26 protein-coding genes are annotated in these 24,153 nt (G+C 65.2%); 18 read left to right on the top strand and 8 right to left on the bottom strand.

Going from position 1 to position 24,153, the window contains the following annotated elements; genetic code table 11:
* Window positions 1–116 precede the first annotated feature (116 nt).
* From JQ566_RS11250 to JQ566_RS11240, 3 genes are read left to right on the top strand one after another with little or no spacing between them, the layout of a single operon-like run.
* Window positions 117–1,157: a branched-chain amino acid ABC transporter permease gene (locus JQ566_RS11250; protein ID WP_212372302.1), complete on the top strand. Its 1,041-nt coding sequence runs from the start codon at window positions 117–119 to the stop codon at window positions 1,155–1,157.
* A gap of 7 nt (window positions 1,158–1,164) precedes the next feature.
* A complete protein-coding gene (locus JQ566_RS11245; protein WP_212372301.1) occupies window positions 1,165–2,934 on the top strand; it encodes a branched-chain amino acid ABC transporter ATP-binding protein/permease in 1,770 nt (589 codons plus the stop codon).
* Window positions 2,931–3,662 (top strand): ABC transporter ATP-binding protein, encoded by a 732-nt coding sequence (locus tag JQ566_RS11240; RefSeq protein WP_212372300.1) that lies wholly within the window; start codon window positions 2,931–2,933, stop codon window positions 3,660–3,662. Before JQ566_RS11245 ends, JQ566_RS11240 begins: the two co-directional genes overlap by 4 nt.
* Window positions 3,663–3,842: 180 nt before the next feature.
* Here the strand turns inward: JQ566_RS11240 and JQ566_RS11235 are convergent, their stop codons facing one another.
* Complete coding sequence (locus JQ566_RS11235; RefSeq protein WP_212372299.1) at window positions 3,843–4,466, bottom strand: pyridoxamine 5'-phosphate oxidase family protein; 624 nt, start codon at window positions 4,464–4,466, stop codon at window positions 3,843–3,845.
* A 120-nt stretch (window positions 4,467–4,586) separates the two neighbouring features.
* Between JQ566_RS11235 and JQ566_RS11230 the strand changes: the two genes are divergently transcribed.
* On the top strand, window positions 4,587–5,471 hold the full coding sequence (locus tag JQ566_RS11230) for a LysR family transcriptional regulator (RefSeq protein WP_212372298.1): 885 nt from the start codon (window positions 4,587–4,589) through the stop codon (window positions 5,469–5,471).
* A gap of 58 nt (window positions 5,472–5,529) precedes the next feature.
* Here JQ566_RS11230 and JQ566_RS11225 read toward each other — a convergent pair whose 3' ends face one another.
* Window positions 5,530–5,949, bottom strand: coding sequence for a PaaI family thioesterase (locus tag JQ566_RS11225; protein WP_212372297.1), 420 nt, complete (start codon window positions 5,947–5,949; stop codon window positions 5,530–5,532).
* 419 nt (window positions 5,950–6,368) lie between these two features.
* Here JQ566_RS11225 and JQ566_RS11220 point away from each other — a divergent pair, with 419 nt between their 5' ends.
* From JQ566_RS11220 to JQ566_RS11180, 9 genes are all read left to right on the top strand, one after another.
* Window positions 6,369–7,385, top strand: a complete 1,017-nt coding sequence (locus JQ566_RS11220; RefSeq protein ID WP_212372633.1) for a TRAP transporter substrate-binding protein — start codon at window positions 6,369–6,371, stop codon at window positions 7,383–7,385.
* Between the two features lie 225 nt (window positions 7,386–7,610).
* Complete coding sequence (locus JQ566_RS11215) at window positions 7,611–8,120, top strand: TRAP transporter small permease (protein ID WP_212372632.1); 510 nt, start codon at window positions 7,611–7,613, stop codon at window positions 8,118–8,120.
* Window positions 8,121–8,122: 2 nt separating this feature from the next.
* On the top strand, window positions 8,123–9,442 hold the full coding sequence (locus JQ566_RS11210) for a TRAP transporter large permease (protein WP_212372296.1): 1,320 nt from the start codon (window positions 8,123–8,125) through the stop codon (window positions 9,440–9,442).
* A 256-nt stretch (window positions 9,443–9,698) separates the two neighbouring features.
* Window positions 9,699–10,379, top strand: a complete 681-nt coding sequence (locus JQ566_RS11205) for a DUF2270 domain-containing protein (RefSeq protein WP_212372295.1) — start codon at window positions 9,699–9,701, stop codon at window positions 10,377–10,379.
* A 134-nt stretch (window positions 10,380–10,513) separates the two neighbouring features.
* Window positions 10,514–11,323, top strand: a complete 810-nt coding sequence (locus JQ566_RS11200) for a crotonase/enoyl-CoA hydratase family protein (RefSeq protein ID WP_212372294.1) — start codon at window positions 10,514–10,516, stop codon at window positions 11,321–11,323.
* Window positions 11,320–13,203 carry a feruloyl-CoA synthase gene (locus tag JQ566_RS11195; RefSeq protein WP_212372293.1) on the top strand — a complete coding sequence of 628 codons (1,884 nt, stop codon included), beginning with the start codon at window positions 11,320–11,322 and terminating at the stop codon, window positions 13,201–13,203. The genes JQ566_RS11200 and JQ566_RS11195 overlap by 4 nt, the downstream gene beginning before the upstream one ends.
* 25 nt (window positions 13,204–13,228) lie before the next feature.
* Window positions 13,229–13,990, top strand: a complete 762-nt coding sequence (locus JQ566_RS11190) for an SDR family NAD(P)-dependent oxidoreductase (RefSeq protein WP_212372292.1) — start codon at window positions 13,229–13,231, stop codon at window positions 13,988–13,990.
* Window positions 13,991–14,013: 23 nt separating this feature from the next.
* Window positions 14,014–14,433: an acyl-CoA thioesterase gene (locus JQ566_RS11185; protein ID WP_212372291.1), complete on the top strand. Its 420-nt coding sequence runs from the start codon at window positions 14,014–14,016 to the stop codon at window positions 14,431–14,433.
* A gap of 90 nt (window positions 14,434–14,523) precedes the next feature.
* Entirely contained in the window at window positions 14,524–15,675 is a 1,152-nt protein-coding gene (locus JQ566_RS11180; RefSeq protein WP_212372290.1) for an ABC transporter substrate-binding protein, read from the top strand.
* A gap of 202 nt (window positions 15,676–15,877) precedes the next feature.
* Here the strand turns inward: JQ566_RS11180 and JQ566_RS11175 are convergent, their stop codons facing one another.
* Together JQ566_RS11175 and JQ566_RS11170 are read right to left on the bottom strand one after the other, a co-directional pair.
* The gene (locus tag JQ566_RS11175) at window positions 15,878–16,606 is read right to left on the bottom strand and encodes a glutathione S-transferase family protein (protein ID WP_212372289.1); all 729 of its coding nucleotides are present in this window, start codon (window positions 16,604–16,606) and stop codon (window positions 15,878–15,880) included.
* A 38-nt stretch (window positions 16,607–16,644) separates the two neighbouring features.
* Window positions 16,645–16,920, bottom strand: coding sequence for a hypothetical protein (locus tag JQ566_RS11170; protein ID WP_212372288.1), 276 nt, complete (start codon window positions 16,918–16,920; stop codon window positions 16,645–16,647).
* A gap of 113 nt (window positions 16,921–17,033) precedes the next feature.
* Between JQ566_RS11170 and JQ566_RS11165 the strand changes: the two genes are divergently transcribed.
* Together JQ566_RS11165 and JQ566_RS11160 are read left to right on the top strand one after the other, a co-directional pair.
* Complete coding sequence (locus tag JQ566_RS11165) at window positions 17,034–17,732, top strand: helix-turn-helix transcriptional regulator (RefSeq protein WP_212372287.1); 699 nt, start codon at window positions 17,034–17,036, stop codon at window positions 17,730–17,732.
* A 5-nt stretch (window positions 17,733–17,737) separates the two neighbouring features.
* Window positions 17,738–18,052: a YkgJ family cysteine cluster protein gene (locus tag JQ566_RS11160; protein WP_212372286.1), complete on the top strand. Its 315-nt coding sequence runs from the start codon at window positions 17,738–17,740 to the stop codon at window positions 18,050–18,052.
* Here JQ566_RS11160 and JQ566_RS11155 read toward each other — a convergent pair.
* On the bottom strand, window positions 18,049–18,447 hold the full coding sequence (locus JQ566_RS11155) for a hypothetical protein (RefSeq protein WP_212372285.1): 399 nt from the start codon (window positions 18,445–18,447) through the stop codon (window positions 18,049–18,051). The two genes, JQ566_RS11160 and JQ566_RS11155, sit on opposite strands and share 4 nt — an antisense overlap.
* Window positions 18,448–18,728: 281 nt before the next feature.
* Window positions 18,729–19,076 (bottom strand): DUF3307 domain-containing protein, encoded by a 348-nt coding sequence (locus JQ566_RS11150; RefSeq protein WP_049820470.1) that lies wholly within the window; start codon window positions 19,074–19,076, stop codon window positions 18,729–18,731.
* 410 nt (window positions 19,077–19,486) lie between these two features.
* On the opposite strand from JQ566_RS11150, the gene JQ566_RS11145 reads away from it, so the two are divergent.
* The 3 genes from JQ566_RS11145 to JQ566_RS11135 all read left to right on the top strand — a co-directional run bounded on the left by JQ566_RS11145 (window position 19,487) and on the right by JQ566_RS11135 (window position 23,053).
* The gene (locus tag JQ566_RS11145; protein WP_212372284.1) at window positions 19,487–20,932 is read left to right on the top strand and encodes a TAXI family TRAP transporter solute-binding subunit; all 1,446 of its coding nucleotides are present in this window, start codon (window positions 19,487–19,489) and stop codon (window positions 20,930–20,932) included.
* A 217-nt stretch (window positions 20,933–21,149) separates the two neighbouring features.
* On the top strand, window positions 21,150–22,256 hold the full coding sequence (locus JQ566_RS11140; RefSeq protein ID WP_212372283.1) for a cyclic nucleotide-gated ion channel: 1,107 nt from the start codon (window positions 21,150–21,152) through the stop codon (window positions 22,254–22,256).
* Window positions 22,257–22,267: 11 nt separating this feature from the next.
* Entirely contained in the window at window positions 22,268–23,053 is a 786-nt protein-coding gene (locus JQ566_RS11135; RefSeq protein ID WP_212372282.1) for an enoyl-CoA hydratase/isomerase family protein, read from the top strand.
* Here the strand turns inward: JQ566_RS11135 and JQ566_RS11130 are convergent, their stop codons facing one another.
* Window positions 23,054–23,488, bottom strand: coding sequence for a DUF6157 family protein (locus JQ566_RS11130; protein WP_212372281.1), 435 nt, complete (start codon window positions 23,486–23,488; stop codon window positions 23,054–23,056).
* Window positions 23,489–24,142: a glutathione S-transferase family protein gene (locus tag JQ566_RS11125; protein WP_212372280.1), complete on the bottom strand. Its 654-nt coding sequence runs from the start codon at window positions 24,140–24,142 to the stop codon at window positions 23,489–23,491.
* Window positions 24,143–24,153 lie beyond the last annotated feature (11 nt).

Here is a 24,153-nt window from a genome sequence, read left to right as displayed (position 1 = left end):
TTTGATAATTGTTATGGACCATATCAAATATCGTCAGCGTATTTCAATGGCTGTGAGGGGACCATCCACCGCAATTGCGGGGACCGGTCCTCGATCTTGAGGGGGAGCGTCCGGTCTTGAACACCACCATCATGCTGTTCCTGGTGCAGGACGGCATCACCAATGGCGCAATATACGCGCTGCTCGGCCTGGCGCTGGTGCTGGTGTTCGCCGTCACCCGCGTCATCCTCATTCCGCAAGGCGAATTCGTCACCTACGGCGCGTTGACCTATGCCTCGCTGGCCGCGGGCCAGATGCCGGGCACCGCCAAGCTCGCGCTTGCGCTCGGCATCGGCGCCTTCGCCTTCGACCTGTTCGTGGCGCGCAAGGCGCTGCACGCGCGACTGGTCGTGCGCAGCCTCATCACCAACATCGTGCTGCCGGCCATCGTGCTGGCGCTGACCGTTTACTTCGCCAGCCAGAAGCCGCCGGTCGCGGTCTGCATCGCGCTGTCGCTGGTGATCGTCGCCATGATCGGCCTCTATCTCTACCGCATCGCCTTCCAGCCGCTGGCGCACACGTCCGTGCTGGTGCTGCTGATCGCGTCCGTCGGCGTCCACCTCGCGCTGCAGGGCCTCGGCCTGTTGTTCTTCGGCGCCGAAGGCCAGCGCGGGCCTGCCGTGCTGTCCGGCGCCTTCACCGCCGGCGCGCTGCGCTTCACCGGCCAGAGCATCACCGTCTACGCCATCACCATCGCCTTCATCGTCGGGCTCTGGCTGTTCTTCGGCCTGACCCTGTACGGCAAGGCGCTGCGCGCAACCGCGGTGAACCGGCTCGGGGCGCGGCTCGCCGGTATCCGCACCACGCTGTCGGGGCAGATCGCCTTCCTGCTGGCCTCGGTCATCGGCGCGCTGTCGGGCATCATGATCGTGCCGATCACGACGCTCTACTACGACTCGGGTTTCCTGATCGGGCTGAAGGGTTTCGTCGCCGCCATCATCGGCGGGCTCGTCAGCTATCCCCTCACCGCCGTCGCGGCGCTTGTGGTCGGCATCGTCGAGGCGTTCTCGTCCTTCTATGCCTCCAACTACAAAGAGGTGATCGTTTTCATGCTGCTGATCCCCGTGCTGCTGCTGCGCTCGCTCGCCGCGCCCGCGGTCGAGGAAGAGAAGGACTGACGCCAAGATGCAGAGCCGGCTTCCCATCCTCATCTTCGCAGCTCTCATGGCGGCGATCCCATTCGTTCCCGGCATGCCGCCGTTCTGGATCGTGCTGCTCGACAATATCGGCCTTGCCGCGCTGGTCGCGATGGGCCTCGTGCTGCTGACCGGCGTCGGCGGCCTCACCTCGTTCGGACAGGCGGCCTTCGTCGGCTTCGGCGCCTACACCACCGCGGTGCTGTCGACGGCCTATGGCCTGTCGCCGTGGCTGACGCTGCCGCTGTCGCTTCTGGTCAGCGGATCGCTGGCGGTGCTGCTCGGGCTGATCACGGTCCGCCTCTCCGGCCATTACCTGCCGCTCGGCACGCTCGCCTGGGGGCTCGGGCTGTTCTATCTCTTCAGCAAGCTGGAATTCCTGGGGAGAAACGACGGCATCTCGGCGATCCCGCCGCTGTCGATCGGCGCGTTCAAGATGCTCTCGCCCGGCTCGATCTATTACGCGATCTGGGTCGCCGTGATCGTCTCGGCCCTGCTGACGATGAACCTCCTGGACTCCCGCACCGGCCGCGCCATCCGCGCGCTCAGGCGCGGCCATGTTGCGGCCGAGGCCTTCGGCGTGCACACGCCGCGCGCAAAGCTGCTGGTGTTCATCCATGCCGCGGTGCTCGCCGGCCTTTCGGGGTGGCTCTACGCCCATCTTCAGCGCGCGGTGAACCCGACGCCGTTCGGCGCCCAGGCCGGCATCGAATATCTCTTCATCGCGGTCGTCGGCGGCGCCGGCTATGTCTGGGGCGGCGTCTTGGGCGCGGCGATCGTCGTGGTGCTGAAGGAGGTGCTGCAAAGCTATCTACCGTTGATCCTGCCCGGCTCCGGCCAGGTCGAGACCATCGTGTTCGGCATCATGCTGGTGGCGCTGCTGCAGCTTGCGCCCGGCGGTCTGTGGCCGTGGCTGATGTCCTTCCTGCCCGAGCGCACAAGCGGCAGGAAGCCGGACACCTCGCTGAAGCTGGAGCAGCGCAGCCGCGCGCCCGCCGAGGCCGGCGTGCTGCTCCAGGTCGAGAAAGCGCGCAAGCAGTTCGGCGGCGTGGTCGCGGTCAACAACGTCTCCTTCGACGTCCAGGCCCGCGAAATCGTCGCACTGATCGGCCCGAACGGCGCCGGCAAGAGCACGACGTTCAATCTGATCACCGGCGTGCTGTCGGCGACCTCGGGCTCGATCTCGGTGCTCGGCAGGAAGGTCGACAACGCGCCGCCGCAGGAGATCGTCAAGCTCGGCATCAGCAGGACCTTCCAGCACGTCAAGCTGGTCCCCGACATGACCGTGCTGGAGAACGTCGCGATCGGGGCGCATCTGCGCGGCCACTCCGGGCCGATCTCATCGATGCTGCGGCTCGACCGCACTGATGAGGCCAAGCTGCTGGCGGAAGCCGCGCGCCAGATCGAGCGCGTCGGCCTCACCGAGCAGATGCACCAGCTCGCAGGTTCGCTCTCGCTCGGCCAGCAGCGCATCGTCGAGATCGCGCGTGCGCTGTGCGTCGATCCGATGCTGCTGCTGCTCGACGAGCCGGCGGCGGGCCTGCGCCACATGGAGAAGCAGCGCCTTGCCGCGCTGCTCCGCGAGCTGCGCGACGGCGGCATGAGCGTGCTGCTGGTCGAGCACGACATGGGCTTCGTCATGAACCTCGCCGACCGCATCGTGGTGCTCGATTTCGGCACCAAGATCGCGGAAGGCGCGCCCGCCACGATCAAGACCAATCCCGAAGTGATCAAGGCCTATCTCGGAGTGGCGGCATGACCGCGCTGTTGTCCGTCACCGACGCCCATGTCGCCTATGGCAAGGTCGAGGCCGTACGTTCGGTCTCGCTCGAGGTCGGCACCAACGAGATCGTCACCATCGTCGGTGCCAACGGCGCCGGCAAGACCACGCTGCTCTCGGCCATCATGGGCATCCTGCCGCTGAAGGGCCGCGTTGCCTTTGCCGGCCAGGACCTCGCCCGACTCGACATCGAGGACCGCGTCGCGATGGGGCTCGGCCTCGTCCCCGAGCACCGCGAATTGTTCGTGACCATGAATGTCGAGGACAATCTCGAGCTCGGGGCCTTCCGCATCGAGCGCAGCAAGGCGAAAGCCTCGATGGAGCGGGTGTACGCGTTGTTTCCGCGGCTCAAGGAGCGTCGCAAGCAGCTCGCCGGCACGCTCTCCGGCGGCGAGCAGCAGATGCTCGCGATGGGCCGCGCGCTGATGGGCGAGCCGAAGCTCCTGATGCTGGACGAGCCGAGCCTCGGTCTCGCTCCCATCATCGTCGCCGACATCTTCCGCATCGTCACCGAGCTGCGCGCCAGCGGCGTCTCCGTGCTGCTGGTCGAGCAGAACGCGCAGGCCGCGCTGAAGATCGCGGACCATGCCTATGTGATGGAGCTCGGCGAGTTCGTGCTCAGCGGCAAGGCCAGCGACATCGCCGCGAACGAGCGCGTGGCGGCGAGCTATCTCGGCTTCCAGCACGAAGGCGAGAGTGTGATTTGAGTCGCTTACCCTCCCCTGGAGGGGGAGGGTCGCTTCGCATGTAGCGGAGCGGAATGCGAAGCGGGGTGGGGTGACGGTCTCTCCATCTCGAACACTGCCCGCGTGGAGAGATCACCCCACCCCGCTCGCGCTTCGCGCGATCGACCCTCCCCCTCCAGGGGAGGGTAAGCAAGAGGCGGCTTACGTTGCCGCCTTCTCCCCCTTCAGCGCGGCGACTTCCGCCTCCAGCTCCGCGATCCGCTGGTCTCTCGCCGCCAGCGCTGCTGCGACATCGCCCGCATCGAACTTCTGCGGGATGTGCTGCGGGCAGTTGGTGTCCCAGGCTGTGATCTTGAACAGGATCACCTGCTCGGGCCGCGCGCGGTAGCCTTTCGGCATCAACGACGTGGTCAGCGCCTCGTCGTCCTCGACCACGCGCGCCTCGCCCCAGATCTTGACCCGGCGGCGATGGGCGTAGTCCATCACGAAGATGTAGGCCTTGGGATTCTCCGAGAGATTGCCCTGGGTGATGAACTGCTGGTTGCCGGCATAATCGGCGAAGGCGAGCGTCTGCTTGTCCAGCACCGTGAGAAATCCCTTGGGGCCGCCGCGGTGCTGGATATAGGGCTGGCCGTCCGCCGCGGCGGTGGCGAAGTAGAAGCTGTTGGCGTCGGCCAGGAACGCAGCGAGGTTGTCATCGACCTCGGTGCGCCAGCCGCGCTGCTCGCTGCGCGCGTAGGCCTCACGCGAACCCTTGCGGGCCTGGATCGCCTTCACCGCCGGCGAGAACGCGACGTCGCTGGGATAGGTGTGGACTGCCGTCATCGGAACATCTCCTGAGATTCCGGCGCATTGCTGCGTCTTCGAGGGCAAAGGTGGACCTTCCGGCGGCTAAAACAATCTGGCCGCTTGACACTTCATCATTGCGATATATGCAATAATGCCATGGACCGCCTGGAAGCCATGCACGTCTTCGTCACCGTCGCCGATCTGCGCGGCTTTGCGCCGGCAGCGCGCAAACTGCGGCTGTCGCCCTCGGCGGTGACGCGGCTGATCGCGGCGCTGGAGGAGCATCTCGGTGCGCGGCTGCTGCAGCGGACCACACGGCAGGTGACGCTGACCGACGTCGGCACGCGCTATCTGGAGCGTGCGCGGCGCATCCTCGCCGATGTCGAGGAGGCCGACGGCTCGGCACGGGAGGAGCGCAACCGGCCGAGCGGACGGCTGGTGGTGTCGGCCCCGGTCGGCTTCGGCCGGCTGCATGTCGGGCCGGTCATGACCGCCTATCTCAAGCGCTACCCTGAGGTCGCCGCCGAGCTCAGGTTGTCCGACCACCTCGTCAACCTCGTGGAGGACGCCGTCGACGCCGCGGTGCGGATCGGTCATCTCGCCGATTCTTCGCTTGTTGCGCGCCAGGTCGGCGAGATGCGGCGGATCGTGGTGGCCGCGCCCGGCTATCTGAAGCGCCATGGCGAGCCGAAGACGCCGGAGGCGCTCGCCGCGCATCAGACCATCCAGTTCGGCCCATCGGCCAACTGGCACTTCGTGCAGGACGGCCGCGACATCGAGGTGACGCCGATCCCGCGTTTCACCAGCAACAGCGCCGACGCCGCCCTGCAATATGCCGAGGCCGGCGGCGGCGTGACGCGCGTGCTGGCCTATCAGGCCGCCGAGGGGCTGAAGCGCGGGCGCTTGAAAATCGTGCTCGCAAAGTACGAGCAGCCGGCGCTGCCGATCCACATCGTCTATCCGACCTCGCGACTGCTCTCGGCCAAGGTGCGCGCGTTCGTCGACCTCGTGGTCGAGACGGCGGAGTGGAGGTTCGGCTAGGTCCGTGTCCCGGACGCAGCGCATCACTACGTGCTGCGCTGCGTCCAGGGCACGAGCGTCACCCCTTCTTCGGCACCACGCGAAACGTGCCGCTGGCGCGCGCGATCACGGCGTCGTCGGCTTTCACCAGGCATTGCGCGAAGCAGATCGTGCTGCCGGTCTTGATCGCCTCGCCCTCGACCGCGAGCCACTGGCCGATCTCGGCCGCGCCGACGTAATCGACCGACAACGAGATCGTGACGAAGGACGTCGTCCAGCCCGTCGCCTGGGCGCAGCTGTAGCCCATGGCGGCATCGGCCAGCGCCGCAATCAGCCCGCCGTGGATCAATCCGCGCGCGTTGGTGTGCGGCGTCGCCAGACGTAATCCGACGGTGACGCCCTTGTCGGTCTTCTTGGAGTAGAGCGGCTCCCAGGGATCGGTGAGCGGCGCTTTGCGGAAATGCGGCTCGAAGCCGGCGGGGACGTCGGGAGAGGTCATGGCGGTCTCGCTTCATTGCTTTGGCTACATTGGAGGCGAATGAAGCGGCGAATGCATCACCTACAAAGCTTTAAACGGAATTTGTGCAGGTGTTTGAAACGAGCTCCGCCGTCGCCTCAACGGCCCGGCCCCGATGATTGCGACTTTTGTCCGCAATACTTGCTCCTCCCGATGCTGTAGGCTTTCGTCGCGGCCCGCTTGTGGCAAGGGCCCGCAGACGATAATTATATCATATAACGTTTGCGCAAAGGGGGAGCGGTCGTCGCCCGAGCAGCGACAAATCCATGCAACATGGCTGACATAGATGGCGCGACAAGGCGCGCGTCAGTTCCGGCTTGAACGCGCCGGCCAATTAGATAACATGTTAATTAACGAGCCGGGCCATCGAAGCCCGCCGTCGAAAAAGGGAGAGACGCGTGATGAGGAAAGCCTGTCTGGCGTTGCTGCTGGCAGCAAGCGTGAGCCCAGCGTTCGCGCAGGACAAGACATTTGACCTGAAGGTCTCGCACTGGGTGCCGGCGTCGCATCCGCTGCAGAAATCGCTGGAAGACTGGGTGGCCGCGGTGAACAGGGATTCCGGCGGCACCATCACAGGCAAGGTGTTTCCGGCCCAACAGCTCGGCAAGGCGTTCGACCATTACGACATGGCCCGCGACGGCATCGCCGATGTCACCTACGTCAATCCCGGCTACCAGCCTGGCCGCTTCCCGATCATCGGCGCCGGGGAATTGCCGTTCCTGATCTCGGACGCCAAGGGCGGCTCGATGGGGCTGGACGCCTGGTATCGCAAATATGCCGCGAAGGAGATGAAGGACGTCAAATACTGTCTCGCCTTCGTCCACTCGCCCTCCTCGTTCCATTCCCGCACCAAGAAGATCGTCAACCCTGAGGACGTGAAGGGCCTGAAGATCCGCCCCGCCCACGCCACCATGGCGAACTTCGTCACCTCGCTCGGCGGCACCAACGTGCAGTCGTCCGCGCCGGAAGTGCGCGACATCATCGAGCGCGGGGTCGCCGACGGCGTCACCTTCCCCTGGGGCTCCCTGGTGCTGTTCGGCATCGACAAGGTGACCAAATACGACATGGAGGCGCCGCTCTACACCACGACCTTCGTGTTCGTGATCAACAAGGACAAGTACAATGCGATGTCCGACAAGCAGAAGGCCGCGATCGACAAGAACTGCACGGTCGAGATGGCGGGCGCAGTCGGCGAGCACTGGGGCAAGTTCGAGGATGCCGGCATTGGCAAGATCAAGGCGGAATCCGGCCACGAGGTCTACAAGCTGACGGCCGAGCAGACCGCCGCCTGGAAAAAGGCCGCCGAGCCGCTGGTCAAGACCTGGGGCGACGGCGCCAAGAAGGCAGGCGCCGATCCGGACGCGGCGCTGGCCGATCTGAAGGCCTCGCTGAAGAAGTACAACGCGCTGGCGGAATGAAGTCGCGCCGGCGCGGCGGCTTCCTCTTCTCCCTCGCCCCGTTCTTACGGGGAGAGGGTCGGGGTGAGGGGCTGCCTCCGCACAAAAAGTAAGAGATGGACTCGCGGAGAGTCCCCCTCACCTGCCGCGCTTTGCGCGTCGGCCTCTCCCCGCACGCGGGGAGAGGCGAAGAGCCGCCGCCGGAGTCGAGATCAAGCAATGACAGCAAACGACGGGACACCCCCCATAAGACGCGCCTGGATGGATCGCGTGATCGACTCGATCGAATGGATCGCGGCCGGCTTCGTCGGCCTTGTCGCGCTCGACATCTTTCTGTCGGTGCTCTTACGCAACACGCTGAACTACGCGATCCCCGACAGCTTCGACATCGGCCGCATGCTGCTCGGCATCCTCATTTTCTGGGGCATCGCCGCGACCTCCTATCGTGGCACCCACATCACGGTCGACCTCGTCTGGGGTAATGTCGGTCCGCGCTACCAGCGCTGGATCGACGTGTTCGCGACGCTGGTGCTGCTGTTCGTCGTGACCGTGCAGACCTGGACGCTGTTCGACAAGGTGCGCGGCACCTACAACGACAACGTCCAGACCTTCGACATGCACATGCCGACCTGGCCGTTCTTCGCGATCGCCTGGATCGGCGACGTCTCCGCCGTGCTGCTGATCGCGATCCGCACCTACCGGCTGATCTTCCATCCCGAAGAGATGCACGACCCCAAGATCAAGGCGACGGAGTAACCATGAGCACCGATGCCGTCGCCGTTATCGGCTTCGTCTCCCTTTTCGTCCTGATGCTGCTGCGCGTGCCCGTCGGCATGGCCATGGGCCTCGTCGGCGTCTCCGGCTTCTCCTATCTCGTCGGCGCCACGCCGGCGCTGAAGCTGGTCGGCCAGACCTCGATGCGCACGGTCACCGACTACACCTTCGGCGTCATCCCGATGTTCCTGCTGATGGGCTCGTTCGTTTCCAACTCCGGCATGAGCCGCGAGCTGTTCCGCGCCGCCAACGGCTTTGTCGGGCACTTGCGCGGCGGGCTCGGCATTGCCACCGTCGGTGCCTGCGGCGGCTTTGCCGCGATCTGCGGCTCATCGGTCGCGACGGCCGCGACCTTCTCCGCCGTGGCCTATCCCGAGATGCGCCGCTTCGGCTACCCGCAATCCTTTGCCACCGGCGTGATCGCGGCCGGCGGCACGCTGGGCGCGATGCTGCCACCCTCCACCGTTCTTGCGGTGTACGGCATCATCACCGAGCAGGACATCGGAAAGCTGTTCATCGCCGGGATCATCCCGGGCCTGCTCGCGATGACGATGTACATGATCACGATCTTCCTGATCGGTTATTTTCGACCCGACTTCCTGCCCAAGGGCAAGGTGACACCGTGGCGCGAACGCTTTGCGGGCCTGAAGGAGATCTGGGCGCCGGTGCTGCTGTTCGTGTTCGTGATCGGCGGCCTCTACGGCCTGCCGTTCCTGCCGCGCTTCACGCCGACGGAAGCCGGCGGCGTCGGCGCCACCGGCGCCTTCATCATCGGCGTGCTGACCGGCCGTCTCGACCGCGAGAAGGTGCTGGCCTCGCTGCTGCAGGCAACGCGCACCGCGGCCGCAGTGTTCACCGTGCTGATCGGCGCGCTGATCTTCGGCTATTTCCTCACGGTGACGCAGACGCCGCAGAAGGTCACGGAGTTCCTCACCGGCCTCGGCCTCGGGCCCTACGGCGTGCTGGCGCTGATCATGGTGATGTATCTCGTGCTCGGCTGCCTGATGGACGCCATGGCGATGATCATCCTCACCGTGCCGATCATCTTCCCCGTGATCATGCATCTCGGCTTCGATCCGATCTGGTTCGGCGTCATCATCGTGATGACCGTCGAGCTCGGCCTGATCCATCCGCCGGTCGGCATGAACGTCTTCGTCATCAAAAGCGTGGTGAAGGACGTGTCGTTCTCCACCATCTTCAAGGGCGTGATCCCGTTCGTGGCGACGGACCTCGTGCGGCTCGTGATCCTGATCGCGTTCCCGCTGCTGGCGACCTGGCTGCCGACACGCATGATGGCGCATTAGCGGATCGAAGATCGTAGCTATGGTTTGCCCCCTGTGGTTCTTGCGCACAGGGCGCGCGGGTACCAGCCGGCGCCTGGCTACCCTGTGAGCATCTCGAGGGAGCGCTGTCTGGCACAACAGGGTGAAACGCACCGCGAGAAGGCGGACGTGTGCCCGACGCGAGGCGAAAGTCGATCGCAATCCGGCTTTGACCTGGGGCTCGCCTGGTTTCAGGATGGTCCGGCGCAAGGTTGCGCAGACCGGGGGAGGTGCCACCATGTCCCTTATGGCTTCCAGCGACTCGAGCCCGCAGCACCGCTTCGATCCTGCCGAAATGGGCGCTATTGCCCACCTCTACCGCGGCGAGGTCTATCGCTCGACGATCTGGCGAACGCGGCTCGACAACACGACCAACTGGGCGATCGTCACGATGGGGATCGCGCTGTCGACGACTTTTTCGAGCCCGGGGGCGTCGCCCCTGCCGCTCGTGCTCGTCGGCCTGCTGGTCGCCGTGTTCCTCGCGATGGAGGCGAGGCGCTATCGCTATTTCAACGTCTGGCGGGCTCGCGCGCGCTGGCTGGAGAAGAATTTCTACGCCCCGATGTTCACGGGCGAAGCACACGACGATAGCTGGCAGGCCATTCTCGCGCGCGACTACACCGCGCCTCGTCACCACATCTCGTTCGTCCGCGCCGCAGGACGGCGGCTGCGTCGCAACTATGTTTGGATCCTCGTCATCCAGGCGGTCGCCTATTACGGCAAGATTGCCATCCATCCGACGCCGGCCGCGAACCTGGCGGAATTCGTCGATCGTGCCGCCGTCGGACCGCTTCCCGGCGGGATCGTCCTGATCATGGGCTTTGCCTACGATTTCGGCTGGCTGGCGTTTGCGCTCGGCACGCTGTGGCTCGACCAGCGCGAGCACGGCGCCAAGGGCGACGGAGTGGCGATGGGCTAGCGACGGGGTGTTGCGACCACAGACCCGGCGCGGCCGTCGCCATCTTGTCCTCGCCCTCTTGGGGCGGGAACGCTGTCCCTTGTTGACTCCCCCAGAATTCGTTATACAACATAACTATTCTGACAAGGACGCAAATGACACAGGGAAACGCCGAGACCGCTGACGCGGGCGCCTCCGGGCTTTTGAGGATCGAGCGGGCGGACCGGGTTCTGACCGTGGGTCTGAACCGGCCGGCCAAGCGCAATGCGCTCAATGACGGCATCATCCTCGAAATCGGCGAGTGTTTTGCGAACCTGCCCGAGGATATCGGCGCGGTCGTCATCCACGGCATCGGCGACCATTTCTCCAGTGGTCTCGACCTCTCCGAGCTGACCGAGCACGACGCGACCGGCGGGCTCCTGCATTCCCAGATGTGGCACCGGGTGTTCGACCGCATCCAGTACAGCCGCGTGCCCGTGATCGCAGCGCTCAGGGGCGCCGTGATCGGCGGCGGGCTGGAGCTTGCCTGCGCCGCGCATATCCGCGTCGCCGAGCCCTCGACCTATTTCGCGCTGCCGGAGGGGCAGCGCGGCATCTTCGTCGGCGGCGGCGGCTCGGTGCGGCTGCCGCGGCTGATCGGCGTCGCCAGGATGATGGACATGATGCTGACGGGGCGCGTCTACAGCGCGACCGAAGGCGCCTCCTACGGCTTCGCGCAATATCTGACCGAGGCCGGCAACGGGCTCGGCAAGGCGCTGGAGCTTGCGACCAAGATCGCCTCCAACGCGCCGCTGACGAATTTCGCCGTGCTCCAGGCGCTGCCGATGATCGCGGAGGCCAATCCCCAAACGGGCCTCTTGATGGAATCGCTGATGGCCACCGTGGCACAGAGCGACAAAGAGGCAAAACGCCGGATCCGCGAATTCCTCGAACACAAGACCGCAAAGGTAAAGCCGAAGTCATGAGCGCGCAGCCGTCCTCTTCCAGCACGGAGCGCGGCGCGAGCACTTTCCCGCTGCGGCCCATTTCGTTCGGCGATCCCGTCGTCAACATCGAGCGCCGCGACGACGGCACGATCTATCTCAGGCCCAAGCAGCCGCTCGGCGACTATCCGATCCGCATCACCGACCGCCTGCATCATTGGGCGAACACGACGCCCGACCGTGTCTTCATGGCCGAGCGCGAAGGCGGCCGCGGCTGGCGCAAGATCACCTATGCCGAGCTGCTCACCGCGAGCCGGCACATTGCCTCCGCATTGATCCAGCGCGGCCTGTCGGCGGAGCGGCCGGTCGTGATCCTGTCCGGCAACTCGATCGACCATGCGCTGCTGGCGTTCGGCGCGTTCTATGCCGGCGTTCCGTTCTGTCCGGTGTCGCCGGCCTATTCGCTGGTGTCGAAGGATTACGGCAAGCTGTCTTACCTGATGAAGCTGCTGACGCCGGGCCTCGTCTTCGCCGAGGATGCCGGCAAGTTCGCCGATGCGCTCGCGGCCAATGTCTCGCTCGGCACCGAGATCGCGGCATCCTACGGCAACGTGCCGGGCCGCGACGTCACCCTGCTTGCCGATCTCATGGCAACGCCGCTCCGCGGCGATCTCGACGACGTCCACGGCAAGATCGGCCCCGACACGATCGCGAAATTCCTGCTGACGTCGGGCTCGACCGGCAATCCCAAGGCCGTCATCAACACCCAGCGCATGATCTGCGCCAACCAGGTGATGCTGCGCGAGACGCTCGCTTTCCTCAAGGACGAGCCGCCCGTCATCATCGACTGGCTGCCCTGGAATCACACCTTCGGCGGCAACCACAATATCGGACTGACGCTCTACAATGGCGGCTCGATGTATCTGGACGCCGGCAAGCCGGTGCCGGGCGGCATCGAGGAGACCGTGCGCAATCTCCAGGAGATCTCGCCGACGGTCTATTTCAACGTGCCCAAGGGCTACGAATCGCTGCTGCCCTATTTGCGCGACGACCAGGGCCTGCGCGCAAAGTTCTTCGACCGGCTGCATGCGATGTTCTTCTCGGGCGCGGCGCTGTCGCCGTTCGTCTGGAACAGTCTCGACGAGCTCGCGGTGAAGGAGAAGGGCTATCGCGTGCCGATGCTGACCGGCCTTGGTGCGACCGAGACCGCGCCGTTCTTCATGTCGGTCAATCCGCGCACCAGCCGCTCCGGCCATGTCGGCCTCCCGGTGTCCGGCAATGACGCCAAGCTGGTGCCGAACAACGGCAAGCTGGAGGTCCGCGCCAAGGGGCCGAACGTGATGCCCGGCTACTGGCGCCAGCCGGACATCACCGCAAAATCCTTCGACGAGGAAGGATTTTACAAGATGGGCGACGCGCTCAAGCCCGCCGATCCCGATGATTTCAATGCCGGCTTCGATTTCGACGGCCGCGTCAGCGAGGACTTCAAGCTGGCGAGCGGCACCTGGGTCAGCGTCGGCCCCTTGCGCGCGCGCCTCACCGCGGCCTGCGCGCCCTTGGTGCGCGACGTCGTCATCGCCGGCATCAACCGCGACGAGGTCTCCGCGCTGGTCGTGCTCGACCTCGACGGCTGCCGGCTGATCAATCCGACGCTGCCGCCCGACGATCTCGTCGTCGCGACGCGCGACCGGCTGGTGCGCGAGGCTTTCCGCGAGCGCCTGACCCGTTTCCTCAGCCAAGCCACGGGCTCCTCGACGCGGATCACGCGCGCGATCCTGATGGACACGCCGCTCTCGATCGACAAGGGCGAGGTTACCGACAAGGGCTCGATCAACCAGCGCGCCGTGCTGGAACATCGCACCGCATTGATCGACGAGCTCTACGCTGCCAATCCGTCGGACCGTGTGATATCGGTCGGGTAAGAAATCATCGCCAAAGGAGAACGCCATGTTGTTGAAGGATCAGGCAGCCATCGTCACCGGCGGCGCATCAGGGCTTGGCGCGGCCACCGCGCGAAAACTGGCGGCGCAGGGCGCCAAGGTCGCGGTGTGCGACCTCAATGCCAAGCTTGCGGAAACAGTCGCCGCCGAGATCAAGGGCGTGGCCATCACCTGCGACGTTTCCGATGCCGCTTCCGCTGAGGCTGCCATCGCGCAGGCGACCAAGGCCCATGGACCGGCGCGCGTGCTGGTCAATTGCGCCGGCATCGGCGTTGCCAAGCGCGTGGTCGGCCGCGACGGCCCGATGGCCCTCGCCGATTTCGACAAGGTGATCAAGGTCAACCTGATCGGCACCTTCAACATGCTGCGCCTCGCCGCCACCGAAATGTCCAAGCTCGAGCCGCAGGCGACCGGCGAGCGCGGCGTCATCATCAACACGGCGTCCGTTGCCGCCTATGACGGCCAGATCGGGCAGTCGGCCTATTCGGCGTCCAAGGGCGGCATCGTCGGCATGACGCTGCCGATCGCGCGCGAGCTCGCGCAGTTCGGCATCCGCGTGCTGACCATTGCGCCGGGCCTGTTCCTGACCCCGCTGCTCGCCAACCTGCCGCAGGAGGCGCAGGACTCGCTCGCCGCCGCGATCCCCTTCCCGCGCCGGCTCGGCAATGCCGACGAGTTCGCCGCGCTCGCCCTGCATATGGTCGAGAACGCCTACCTGAACGGCGAAGTGGTGCGCCTCGACGGCTCGCTGCGCATGGCGCCGAAGTAAATTCGTAGAGTAAGGCGCGACACATGTTCGTGAACCGGCGCGAGGTCCAGATCCAGTGGGGCGATTGCGACCCCGCCAACATCGTCTATTACCCGCGCTATTTCGCGATGTTCGACGATTCGACCTCGACCCTGTTCGAGGTCGCCGGCTTCTCCAAGCAGGATCTGGTCCGCAAGTACGGCCTGGTGGGCATCCCCATGGTCGACACGCGGGCCAAGTTCTACATCCCCTCGACCTATGGCGACTGGATCACCATCGAAACCAGGATCGAGAGCATCAAGCGCTCGAGCTTCGAGGTGAAGCACAACGTCTACAAGGGCGAGGCGCTGGCGATCGAGGGGTTCGAGACCCGCGTCCTGGTCGGCCACGACCCTGACAACCCCGACAAGCTGAAATCGGCACCGTTTCCGGCGGAAATGGTCGCCAAATTCACGGGGAGTTAGGTCTGGAGCTAAATCGCCGCATCACCAAAAGAGGGGGCTGAATTACCCCCCGATTTCTGCTTTCAAAGAACGACGTCAAGGGAGGAATAGATGAAACGCTTTTATTTGACCGCTGCCATCACCGCGGCCGCACTTGCCCTGCCGGCATTGCCCGCGCTGGCACAGACCAGCGAAGTTACCATCGGCATCACCACCACCACGACCGGCCCGGGTGCCGCGCTCGGCATTCCCGAGCGCAACGCGCTGGAATTCGTGCCGAAGGAGATCGGCGGCGTGCCGCTGAAGGTGATCGTGCTCGACGACGGCGGCGATCCCACCACCGCGACCACCAACGCCCGCCGCTTCGTGACCGAATCCAAGGCCGACCTCATCATGGGCTCGGCGCTGACGCCGCCGACCATCGCGGTCTCCAACGTCGCCAATGAAGCCGGCATCCCGCACTTCGGTCTCGCGCCGTTCCCGATCACGCCCGAGCGCATGAAGTGGTCGGTCGCGATGCCGCAGCCGATTCCGATCGTGGGCAAGGTGCTGTACGACCACATGAAGACCAAGGGCGTGAAGACGCTTGGCTATATCGGCTATTCCGATTCCTACGGCGACCTCTGGTTCAACGACCTTAAGGCCCAGGCCGTGCCGATGGGCATGACCATTGTCGACGAGGAGCGCTTTGCACGTCCTGACACCTCGGTGACCGGGCAGGTGCTGAAGCTGGTCGCCGCCAATCCGGACGCGATCCTGATCGGCGCCTCCGGCACCGCGGCCGCGCTGCCGCAGACCGAGTTGCGCGAACGCGGTTACAAGGGCCTGATCTACCAGACCCACGGTGCTGCCAGCATGGACTTCATCCGCATCGCCGGTAAAGCGGCCGAGGGCGTGCTCATGGCCTCCGGTCCCGTCATGGACCCCGAGGACCAGCCGGACACCGCGCTCACCAAGAAGCCGGGCCTCGCGCTGAACTCGGCCTATGAGGCCAAGTACGGTCCGAACAGCCGCAGCCAGTTCGCCGGCCACTCCTACGATGCCTTCGAGATCCTCAAGCGCATCATTCCCGCGGCATTGAAGACCGCCAAGCCCGGCACGCCGGAATTCCGCGAAGCGATCCGCCAGGCGCTGCTGACAGAGAAGGAGCTGGCGGCGAGCCAGGGCGTCTACAACTTCACCGAAAAGGACCGCTACGGCCTCGACGAGCGCTCGCGCATCCTGCTCACGGTGAAGGACGGCAAGTACTCGCTGGTGAAGTAGGCGCTGCGAAAGATCCGAGACGACGAGAGCCGGCCCATTGGCCGGCTCTTTTGGTTTTGCTCCGGACTCTCAGCTCGTCATGGCCGGGCTTGTCCCGGCCATCCACGCCTTTCCACCCGGTCCAAAGAACGTGGATGCCCGGGACAAGCCCGGGCATGACGATGTGGAAGGTTCAGCGCCCGTCACTGCCAACAGCCGAACGCTACGCCGCCTGCCGCAGCGGGGTCCAGGCGAACTCTGGATAGTAATTGTCCATCATGCGGTCGACATAGGCGGTGAGGTTTGGAAATCCCTCGGCGCGCTCGCGCAAAGCCGATTCGAAGAACGGCGAAAGAACGCCGGCGAGCATGCCGAAGGCTGTCGCGTCAACGCCGCAGGGCTTGCTGCCCATCAGGTAGGCCTTGTCGCCGAGCTGCACCGACAGCGCGAACAGCGAGCGCACGGCGAGATCGACGTCGTCATCGGGCGCATGGCGGCCGAGGCCGGAGAGCAGATAGTTCTCGGCGACGCGGAACTGTGCGTCCTCGCGCAGTTTTTCGCGGTTGTGCTCCGGTGCACCGTCGAAGAAATGCGCAGGGCCCTTGGCGAAATTGACCGGATCGACCCAGCGCGCGCCGACCAGCGCCCAATAGACGTGATGCTCGATCATGCGCTCGAACGCCCAGGCCTGCGCACGCTCGGCCAGCGACAGGCCGGCATCGAAATCGAAGCCGTAGCGGCGCTCGATATGGGCGCGGATGAAGGTGGAATCGGCCACCGCCTCGCCGCCGTCGTCGATGAAAGGCAGCTGTCCCTTGGGCGAGGCGGGCGGCATCGCCCGCTCCTTCCGGTAAGGCAGCCCCGCCATCTTCAGCTGCACCTCGGTCTTGGTGACAAAGGGGCTGATTTCCGGCAGGCCGAAGCCGGCGCCAAAGCCGTAAAGCGTGATCATGCGAGCTCTCCTGAACCTGTCGAACGAGTTGAAGGAACCTAGCGGCCGGCTGCTGCCACCATGGTGGCAGCAGCCGTGATATCTTCTGCGAAGCGAGCCCCTCGCCAGGCGCGGCCCATGACGTGACGGACCAGCGCGTCCGCGGCATGGACCAGCGAACGCGTCACGGCGGTCGCGAGCGCAAGGCGGAGGTCGACGACCATGAGATCGAGCGAAACGAGGCGGCCAAAGGCCCAAGCCCGCAACATTTGGCCGTGCCACAACTGCGCCCGCCACAGCGGACCGGCCAGGCCGAGATGGATTGGAGTGATCATGGACAAATCCTCTTCAGTCGATGTGTTGTCCCGGTATAGAACCACCCTGCTGCCAACATCCTGTCAGCAGCCGCGCGCCGATTTCTGATCCGTCGTTCGAGAAGAGAATTGTCATGAGACGCGCCGACCGGCTGTTTCAGATCATCCAGGTGCTCCGGCGCACGCGTAAGCCGCTGACGGCGGACGCGATCGCGGCCGAGCTCGAGACCTCGAAGCGCACCATCTATCGCGACATCGCAACCCTGATCGGCCAGCGCGTGCCGATCCGCGGCGAGGCCGGCATGGGTTACATCCTGGAAAAGGGTTTCGACCTCCCGCCGCTCATGCTGACACCCGACGAGATCGAGGCGGCGGTGCTGGGCGCGCAATGGGTCGCGGGCCACGCCGACTCCGCGCTGGCGCGCGCGGCCGAAGACTTGATGGCCAAGATCGCCGACACCGTGCCCGAGCGCCTGCGGCCCTTCGTGCTGGAGCCGGCGAGCCGGGCGCGGCCGAGCTGGAACAGGGAGCCGGACCGCCTGGACATGGCGCGCACCCGCACCCAGATTCACGAAGGCAAGAAGATCATGCTGCGCTATCGCGACGAGCAAGGCCGCCCCAGCGAGCGCGTGATCTGGCCGATCTCGGTCGGCTATCTCGAGGCGGTGCGGCTGCTGGCGGCCTGGTGCGAGTTGCGCAGCGACTTCCGCAGCTTCCGCACCGACCGCGTGGTCGAGGCGACCTATCTCGACGAGAAATATCCGGAGCGGCGCGACGTGCTGCGCGCAAGATGGCGGCAGAGCCTGGTCTGGGGTCCGCCAAAGGATACGTGAGGACGATGGAAGAGATCGACCTGTCGAGCTGTTGCCAGGGTTGCGGCGCCTGCTGCGGCTATTCGCAGAACTGGCCGCGCTTCTCGATCGAGAGCGACGAGGAGCTTGCCGCGATTCCCGAAACGCTGGTCAACGCACGCCAGTCCGGCATGCGCTGCGAGGGCGATCGCTGCTCGGCCTTGCAGGGAGAGATCGGAAAGATGACGGCCTGCGGCATCTATGACGTGCGGCCGGAAGTGTGCCGCACCTGCATGCCGGGCGATGCCGAATGCGCGATGGCACGGCGGAAGTTCGGGCTGCCCGTTATTGAGGCCGCTTAGGCCGGAACGGCTTCGCTGATCTCGTCGTCGAGCTCGTCATCGAGCGGTGCGAGCACCGAGAGCGGCTTGGTCGACAGCGTGATCGGCTTGCGTCCGCCCGACAGCGACGGCGACGATTTGGCCGATCTCTCACGCGACAGCGCGTAGAGCGTCGAGCCGACGCGGCCGCCGTTCTCGATCAGGTCGCGCTCGCTGCAGCTTGCTGCGACCGCGACCGCCAGCGAGTGCAAATGGCTGCGGCGGTAGCAGAACAGCGCCAGCCTGGCGCGAACGTCAGGGGAAACAGTCTCAACCAGCCTCGGCAGGCCACTCTCGCTGGCGCGATACATCTCGCCAAGGAGCTCGTCGCGGACCGGGCAGAAATCGCCTTCAAAGGTGTCGCGGCTTGAAAACATTGCAGTTCTCCCTCGTGTGCGGAAGATGCAGCGCAATTCTCTAACGAACGGTTAACCACGCTGCCCGGTGGTCGTCCGGGGTCGTTGCGCGTGAATCGCGAATCAGGGGAACCCGGCAGGCAGCTTCCCTGCGGCCATCCTTCGAGACGCCCGCCTTCGGCGGGCCCTCAGGATGAGGTCTTGGTTCGCGGGGAAAGGTCAGACCCTCATGGTTCGAGACGCGCCGCCTTACGGCGCGTCTCGAACCATGAAGGTCGAGCAGCCAGCCGTGGCTACCCCCCTCAGTTCGCCGCCATGAAGATGGAGAGGCCGAAGCCGGTCAGGTGATGCAGCGCCTGGTCGACGCCGATCAGGGTCCAGAACCAGGGATGCGCGAGGTCGACGCCAAAATTGGCCGAGACGAATCCCTTGGCGCGGTCGATCGTGATGTGGATCACGAAATCTATGAAGGCCACGAACCAGAATTTTGGCGCCACGATCAGGATCAGGGGCAGCGCAACGGCAAGGTGGACCAGGCAGTGCACCAGAAGCGGCAGGGCCCAGCCATGCTTCTGGTCCTTGCCGTGCGCCATCCAGGCGGTCTGAAGAACGAAATCGGCGATGATGTGCTTGAAGGTGAGCAGCAACATCCAGCCAATGAGCGCTTCAACCGGAATCGCCGATGACATGGGTGGAAACGACAAGCTGACGCCCTCATTGACGTGACGAGAAGAATTGGAGCGTTCAGCGCAACTTCTTCTTGGACCGGTCAAATGGCCGGGACGCGTGATTTATGACATCTCCCGCGACGGAATGCAGCCGGGTGGAACCGGAAAATCGCCAACTGTGGCTAACTGGTGATAGGATGACCAATCGCCGCGGTCGCATCGAGTAAGGTTACCCTCGGCTCGAAATTTGCATTCCGCTACCGTCGCGCTATCATCGGCGATAGAGAATATCGTTCTTTTTTCAGGCGCTTACGAATTACAGGGCGTGCGCAGCGATCGCACAAGCGAACCGCCCGCCACCGAAGAATGAAGAATAAGGCCAGAGTGCTGCCATGAGTACTGACGGCCCCATCGCATCGCCGACCGTGCCGCCGCCGCGGCGTCCCAAGGTGATCAAGACCAACCAGCAGCAGGTTTTCCTCTACGTCGTGCTGACCCTGCTGCTGTCGCTTGCCACCGTCTGGGCCGGCCGCACGCTGGTGCACAATTCGGAAACGCTCACCTTTGCCGTCGGTGGCCCCAACAGCGACGAGGCGCTGTTCGCGGCCAAGCTCGCCGCTCTTCTGAAGAACAACGCATCGCGCTTCCGGATCAAGATCGTCAACAACGCCGACAACACCAAGGCGGTCGCCCAGTTCGACCGCAAGCAGGCCGACCTCGCCGTGCTGCGCACGGACGCCAAGGTGCCGCTGCGGGCGCGCACGCTCGCGATCCTCGAGCACGATCTCGTGCTCCTGCTCGGTCCCGGCAACAAGAAGATCAAGTCGCTCGCCGAGCTGAAGAAGAAGAAGGTCGCCGTCATCGCCGAGAACGAATCCTCACTCGCTTTCGTCCGCAGCATCCTCGACGTTCCCGACGGCCCCGAGGCCACGAAGATCCAGATGGCGCCGCAGGGCGCAACGCTCGACAAGCTGTTTGCCCCGGCAAGCGGCTTTGGCGCCGTGATCGCGATCGTCCACGCCTCGAAGGCGGTGCGTGACAAATCCTTTGAGCAAGCCGCCAAGCGCGGCGGCTACACGCTGAACGCCATCGACGAAGCCAAGACGCTGGCGCGCAAATTCCCCGGCATTTCCGACGAGACGCTGACAGCGGGCACGTTGTCGACGTCGCCGCAAATTCCCGACGACGATCTCGACACGATCGGGCTCGAATGGCTGCTGGTCGCGCAATCCGGGATGTCCCCCACCACCGCCGGCGAGCTCGCGCGCACCATCTACGAGAACAAGCCCGCGCTCGGGCTCGACAACGGCTTTGCCACCAGGATCGAGCCGGCATCCGTCGAGAAGGATGCCTTCGTGATCGCGCATCGGGGCGCCGCCGACTACATCAACGACGACACCAAGTCGTTCATGGATAAGTACAGCGACCTGATGTATCTGGGCGCCGCCGCGCTCAGCGTCATCGGCTCGATCTTCGCAGCGATCTACGCCAAGATCACCCGCATCGCACCTGAGAAGGCCAGCGAGCTCTCGACCGCCATCCTCGACATCGGCGAGCGGATCGAGCACGCCCACTCGCTGGATCAGCTCGAATGTCTCCAGGACGAGCTCGAGGCCATCTTGCGCGGCGCCGTTATCGGCCTCAGAGACGGCACGATCAGTACCGACGGGCTCGACACCTTCAAGCTCGGCTACGAATTCGTCCGCGACGAGATCGGCATGCGCCGCGACTATCTGAAACGTCATGCCAGCGAAGCTGAAAAGACGGCGCGCGATGCCGGCCCGGCCCAGCTGGACGACAGCAATGTCGTGGTGGTGAAGACCGCCCAGAGCGCCTGACCCGCCGGATCGGGCAACCCACCACTCCCGTGTCCCGGACAAGCTGCAATGCCGAAGGCATTGCAGCGCTGAGCCGGGACCCAGGAACCCACACACTGTCCGGCCACATGGGCCCCCGGCTCTGCGGCGTTGACGGCCGCGGCCCGGACAGGCACTTTGGCGCCGACGTCCCAACCGGGGCCTCGAGACTTGCCCCGAGACCGAATAGCCTTCCCGCATGTCCAAGCCGCTGATCTCCGCTCTGGCCCAGTTCGCGGCCGCCACGGCCGGCCGCAACATGACCAAGGTGGCCTATGTCGCGGTGATCGTCGGCGTGCTCGGCATGGTGCTGCTGACGGACAACCGGGCCAAAGAGGCGTGGGGCTGGGTCGGCGCCCTGCTCTGGACCTGCCTCGCCTATTTCGTGTTCGAATGGCTGGTCCGGCTGCGCCACATGGTGCGATCGGGACGCCTTGCGCTCTACATGTCCTCCTCCGCCGGCATCGTCGACGCGGTCGGGGCGCTGGCCGTGCCGGTCGCGCTTCTCCTCGGCGTCGAGCCGAAGACGGCCTGGCTGCTCGGCGTGCTCTGGGTGCTGAAGGTGGTGCCGGGCATTCCCGGCCTGCGGCAGCTGCGCCGCGTGCTGGTGCTGGAATCGGGACCGCTGGTCAGCGTGCTCGTGATCTTCCTGATGGTGGTCTTCCTCGCCTCCGTCGCCGAATATTTCCTGGAGCGGGACGTGCAGCCGCAGACATTCGGCAGCGTCCCGCACGCACTGTGGTGGGCCGTCGTAACCCTCACCACGACGGGCTACGGCGACGTCGTGCCGGTCACGCCGCTCGGACGCGTGGTGGCGGCCCTGGTGATGATCTCCGGCCTCGGCGTGTTCGGCCTCTGGACCGGTATCCTGGCGACCGGCTTTGCCGCGGAGACGCGGCGCGACAATTTCCTCAAGACCTGGGAGTCCGTCAGTAAGGTGCCGTTCTTCGCGACCCTGGGACCCGCAGCCATCGCCGACGTCACTCACATGCTGCGCACCATCGAGCTGCCGGCGCGCACCACGATCATCCGCAAAGGTACGCAAGGCGACTGCATGTATTTCATCGCCGCCGGCGAGGTCGAGGTCGATCTGCCCGGCAAGAAGGTGCAGCTCGGCGAAGGCGCCTTCTTCGGCGAGATGGCGCTGCTCGGCAACAACAAGCGCGGGGCCAACGTCTCGACCACGAAAGTGTCACGCCTGCTGGTGCTCGACCTCGTCGATTTCCGCGTGCTGATGGCGCGGCATCCCGATCTCGCCGAGACCATCGACGCCGAGGCGAAGCGGCGCGCGCTCGAAAACAAGTAATGGAGACAAGAATGTCGGACACAGCCGACGCAGCCACAGGCCCCCTGCTCGAGATCACCGGCGCCCGCGCCACCATCCGCCTCAACCGGCCGAAGCATCTCAACCGGCTCCAGGCGGAGGATCTCGACGAGCTGACAAGACTGTTCGACCGGGTAGAGGCCGATCCTGATATTCGCGTGCTGGTGCTGACCGGCACCGGGCGCGCCTTCTCCGCGGGCTACGATCTCAATTCGGTGGCGGAGCGCGCGGTCAGCGCGAGCGAGCGGCAGAGCGCGGGCTCGGCCTTCGAGGTGGTCGTCAACCGGCTCGAGGATCTCGGCGTGCCGACGATCTGCCGGCTCAACGGCGGTGTTTATGGCGGCTCGACCGACCTCGTGCTCTCCTGCGATTTCCGGATTGGCGTCGATACCGCGGAAATGTTCATGCCGGCGGCACGGCTCGGGCTGCACTACTACCCGAGCGGCATCAAACGCTACGTGACGCGGCTCGGCGTCGACAATGCGAAGAGGCTGTTTTTGACCGCGCAGAAGATCAGCGCCCCGGAGATGCTGCGCATCGGCTATCTCACCGCGATGGTGGCGGAGGAATTCCTGGACGAGGAGGTCGACAAGCTCGCTGGCCTCCTCGCCGGCAACGCCCCGCAGGCGATGCGCGGCATGAAGCGCGCGATCAACGAGTTCGCCCGCGGCGAGCTCGATGAACCCGCCGCCGACCAGCGCCACCGCGACAGCATGCGCGGCGACGAGATCAAGGAAGGCATCAAGGCGTTCGCGGAGAAGCGGGCACCGAATTTCTGATCACGCCCGTTTCGACCGCATCGCGCGCACCTGCGTCAGCTTGGGATCGCGGACGAACGCTTGGTACCGTTTGCTGTCGATGGCGTAAATCGCGAGCCGGCCTTCACTGTCGGCATGAATGCCCCAGCCGAAGCGCTTGCCCAGGCTCGACGCCCTCATGCATGCCTGCCCCCGGGAGAAGAATGCTTCACGGGCCGCACGCCTCTCCGCTTTCGTCGTCTCCACATCGAGTTCGCGTCCCGGCGCAGATGTCGCGAAGATCACATCGTCGGACGTGTATTTGTAGGGTGCCTTGGCAATCATCCCGTATTGCAGGCACGCCACCGTCGGCTTTCCCGCGCGCAGCGGCGGCTCCTCGCCAGTACGCGCGGGACAGTCTTCAGCAACACGGATGAAGGTGTTGAAGCAGTTGGTCGTGTGCGTCGGCTTCGTCATCTACAATCCTGATTCACCAGCAACCTTAGCATGCTGCGCCGCCATCTCATCGTCGGCGGCATTGATGCGCTGGAACGCCGGCCGTGAGGTCATGCGCTCGGCATAACGGACGAACACGTCCCTCTTCGGCACGATGCCGAACATCATGGTCCAGCTGAAGGCGACGCCCCACAACACGTCCGCGGCCGTCATGCGCTCGCCGAGCAGATAAGGCCCCTTCGACAGCTGCGCCTCGAGCGCGCCCAGCATGGTGTCGTAATCGGCATAGGGCGATTGTGTGATCGGCGCCGGCTCGCGCTGCATGAACTTGTCGATCATGGCCGGCTCGAACGATGAGCCGTAATAGGCGATCCAGCGCAGATAAGGCCCGCGCAGCGGATCGTTCAGGGCGGGCGTGAGGCCGGCCTGCGGAAACAAATCGGCGAGATGGATGGTGATGGCGACCTGCTCGGTCACCAGCGCTTCGCCGTGGCGAACCGCCGGCACCTTGCCGAGCGGGTTGATGGCGAGGTAGGCGGGCTTGCGCTGCTCGCCGGCCTTCATGTTGAGGACATGGAGATCGTAAGGAGCCCCCAGCTCCTCCAGCAGCACCCGCGTGCCGGTGGCTCGCGTCTGCGGCGAATAATACAGCGTGATGCGGTTCGGATCGGTCATGGCGGGACTCC

Source organism: Bradyrhizobium sp. SZCCT0231 (assembly GCF_018130245.1).
GTDB classification, from domain to species: Bacteria; Pseudomonadota; Alphaproteobacteria; order Rhizobiales; family Xanthobacteraceae; genus Bradyrhizobium; species Bradyrhizobium japonicum_F.
Note: the sequence above shows the minus strand (reverse complement) of the source record. Positions and strands in the feature narration are given on the sequence as shown.

What these genes read in the sequence shown, in the direction of transcription:
- JQ566_RS11245 (WP_212372301.1), top strand. Translation starts at nt 1,165, where the DNA reads ATGCAGAGCCGGCTTCCCATCCTCATCTTCGCAGCTCTCATGGCGGCG.
- JQ566_RS11240 (WP_212372300.1), top strand. Translation starts at nt 2,931, where the DNA reads ATGACCGCGCTGTTGTCCGTCACCGACGCCCATGTCGCCTATGGCAAG.
- JQ566_RS11235 (WP_212372299.1), bottom strand. Translation starts at nt 4,466, where the DNA reads ATGACGGCAGTCCACACCTATCCCAGCGACGTCGCGTTCTCGCCGGCG.
- JQ566_RS11230 (WP_212372298.1), top strand. Translation starts at nt 4,587, where the DNA reads ATGGACCGCCTGGAAGCCATGCACGTCTTCGTCACCGTCGCCGATCTG.
- JQ566_RS11225 (WP_212372297.1), bottom strand. Translation starts at nt 5,949, where the DNA reads ATGACCTCTCCCGACGTCCCCGCCGGCTTCGAGCCGCATTTCCGCAAA.
- JQ566_RS11220 (WP_212372633.1), top strand. Translation starts at nt 6,369, where the DNA reads ATGAGGAAAGCCTGTCTGGCGTTGCTGCTGGCAGCAAGCGTGAGCCCA.
- JQ566_RS11210 (WP_212372296.1), top strand. Translation starts at nt 8,123, where the DNA reads ATGAGCACCGATGCCGTCGCCGTTATCGGCTTCGTCTCCCTTTTCGTC.
- JQ566_RS11205 (WP_212372295.1), top strand. Translation starts at nt 9,699, where the DNA reads ATGTCCCTTATGGCTTCCAGCGACTCGAGCCCGCAGCACCGCTTCGAT.
- JQ566_RS11200 (WP_212372294.1), top strand. Translation starts at nt 10,514, where the DNA reads ATGACACAGGGAAACGCCGAGACCGCTGACGCGGGCGCCTCCGGGCTT.
- JQ566_RS11195 (WP_212372293.1), top strand. Translation starts at nt 11,320, where the DNA reads ATGAGCGCGCAGCCGTCCTCTTCCAGCACGGAGCGCGGCGCGAGCACT.
- JQ566_RS11190 (WP_212372292.1), top strand. Translation starts at nt 13,229, where the DNA reads ATGTTGTTGAAGGATCAGGCAGCCATCGTCACCGGCGGCGCATCAGGG.
- JQ566_RS11185 (WP_212372291.1), top strand. Translation starts at nt 14,014, where the DNA reads ATGTTCGTGAACCGGCGCGAGGTCCAGATCCAGTGGGGCGATTGCGAC.
- JQ566_RS11180 (WP_212372290.1), top strand. Translation starts at nt 14,524, where the DNA reads ATGAAACGCTTTTATTTGACCGCTGCCATCACCGCGGCCGCACTTGCC.
- JQ566_RS11175 (WP_212372289.1), bottom strand. Translation starts at nt 16,606, where the DNA reads ATGATCACGCTTTACGGCTTTGGCGCCGGCTTCGGCCTGCCGGAAATC.
- JQ566_RS11170 (WP_212372288.1), bottom strand. Translation starts at nt 16,920, where the DNA reads ATGATCACTCCAATCCATCTCGGCCTGGCCGGTCCGCTGTGGCGGGCG.
- JQ566_RS11165 (WP_212372287.1), top strand. Translation starts at nt 17,034, where the DNA reads ATGAGACGCGCCGACCGGCTGTTTCAGATCATCCAGGTGCTCCGGCGC.
- JQ566_RS11160 (WP_212372286.1), top strand. Translation starts at nt 17,738, where the DNA reads ATGGAAGAGATCGACCTGTCGAGCTGTTGCCAGGGTTGCGGCGCCTGC.
- JQ566_RS11155 (WP_212372285.1), bottom strand. Translation starts at nt 18,447, where the DNA reads ATGTTTTCAAGCCGCGACACCTTTGAAGGCGATTTCTGCCCGGTCCGC.
- JQ566_RS11150 (WP_049820470.1), bottom strand. Translation starts at nt 19,076, where the DNA reads ATGTTGCTGCTCACCTTCAAGCACATCATCGCCGATTTCGTTCTTCAG.
- JQ566_RS11145 (WP_212372284.1), top strand. Translation starts at nt 19,487, where the DNA reads ATGAGTACTGACGGCCCCATCGCATCGCCGACCGTGCCGCCGCCGCGG.
- JQ566_RS11140 (WP_212372283.1), top strand. Translation starts at nt 21,150, where the DNA reads ATGTCCAAGCCGCTGATCTCCGCTCTGGCCCAGTTCGCGGCCGCCACG.
- JQ566_RS11135 (WP_212372282.1), top strand. Translation starts at nt 22,268, where the DNA reads ATGTCGGACACAGCCGACGCAGCCACAGGCCCCCTGCTCGAGATCACC.
- JQ566_RS11130 (WP_212372281.1), bottom strand. Translation starts at nt 23,488, where the DNA reads ATGACGAAGCCGACGCACACGACCAACTGCTTCAACACCTTCATCCGT.
- JQ566_RS11125 (WP_212372280.1), bottom strand. Translation starts at nt 24,142, where the DNA reads ATGACCGATCCGAACCGCATCACGCTGTATTATTCGCCGCAGACGCGA.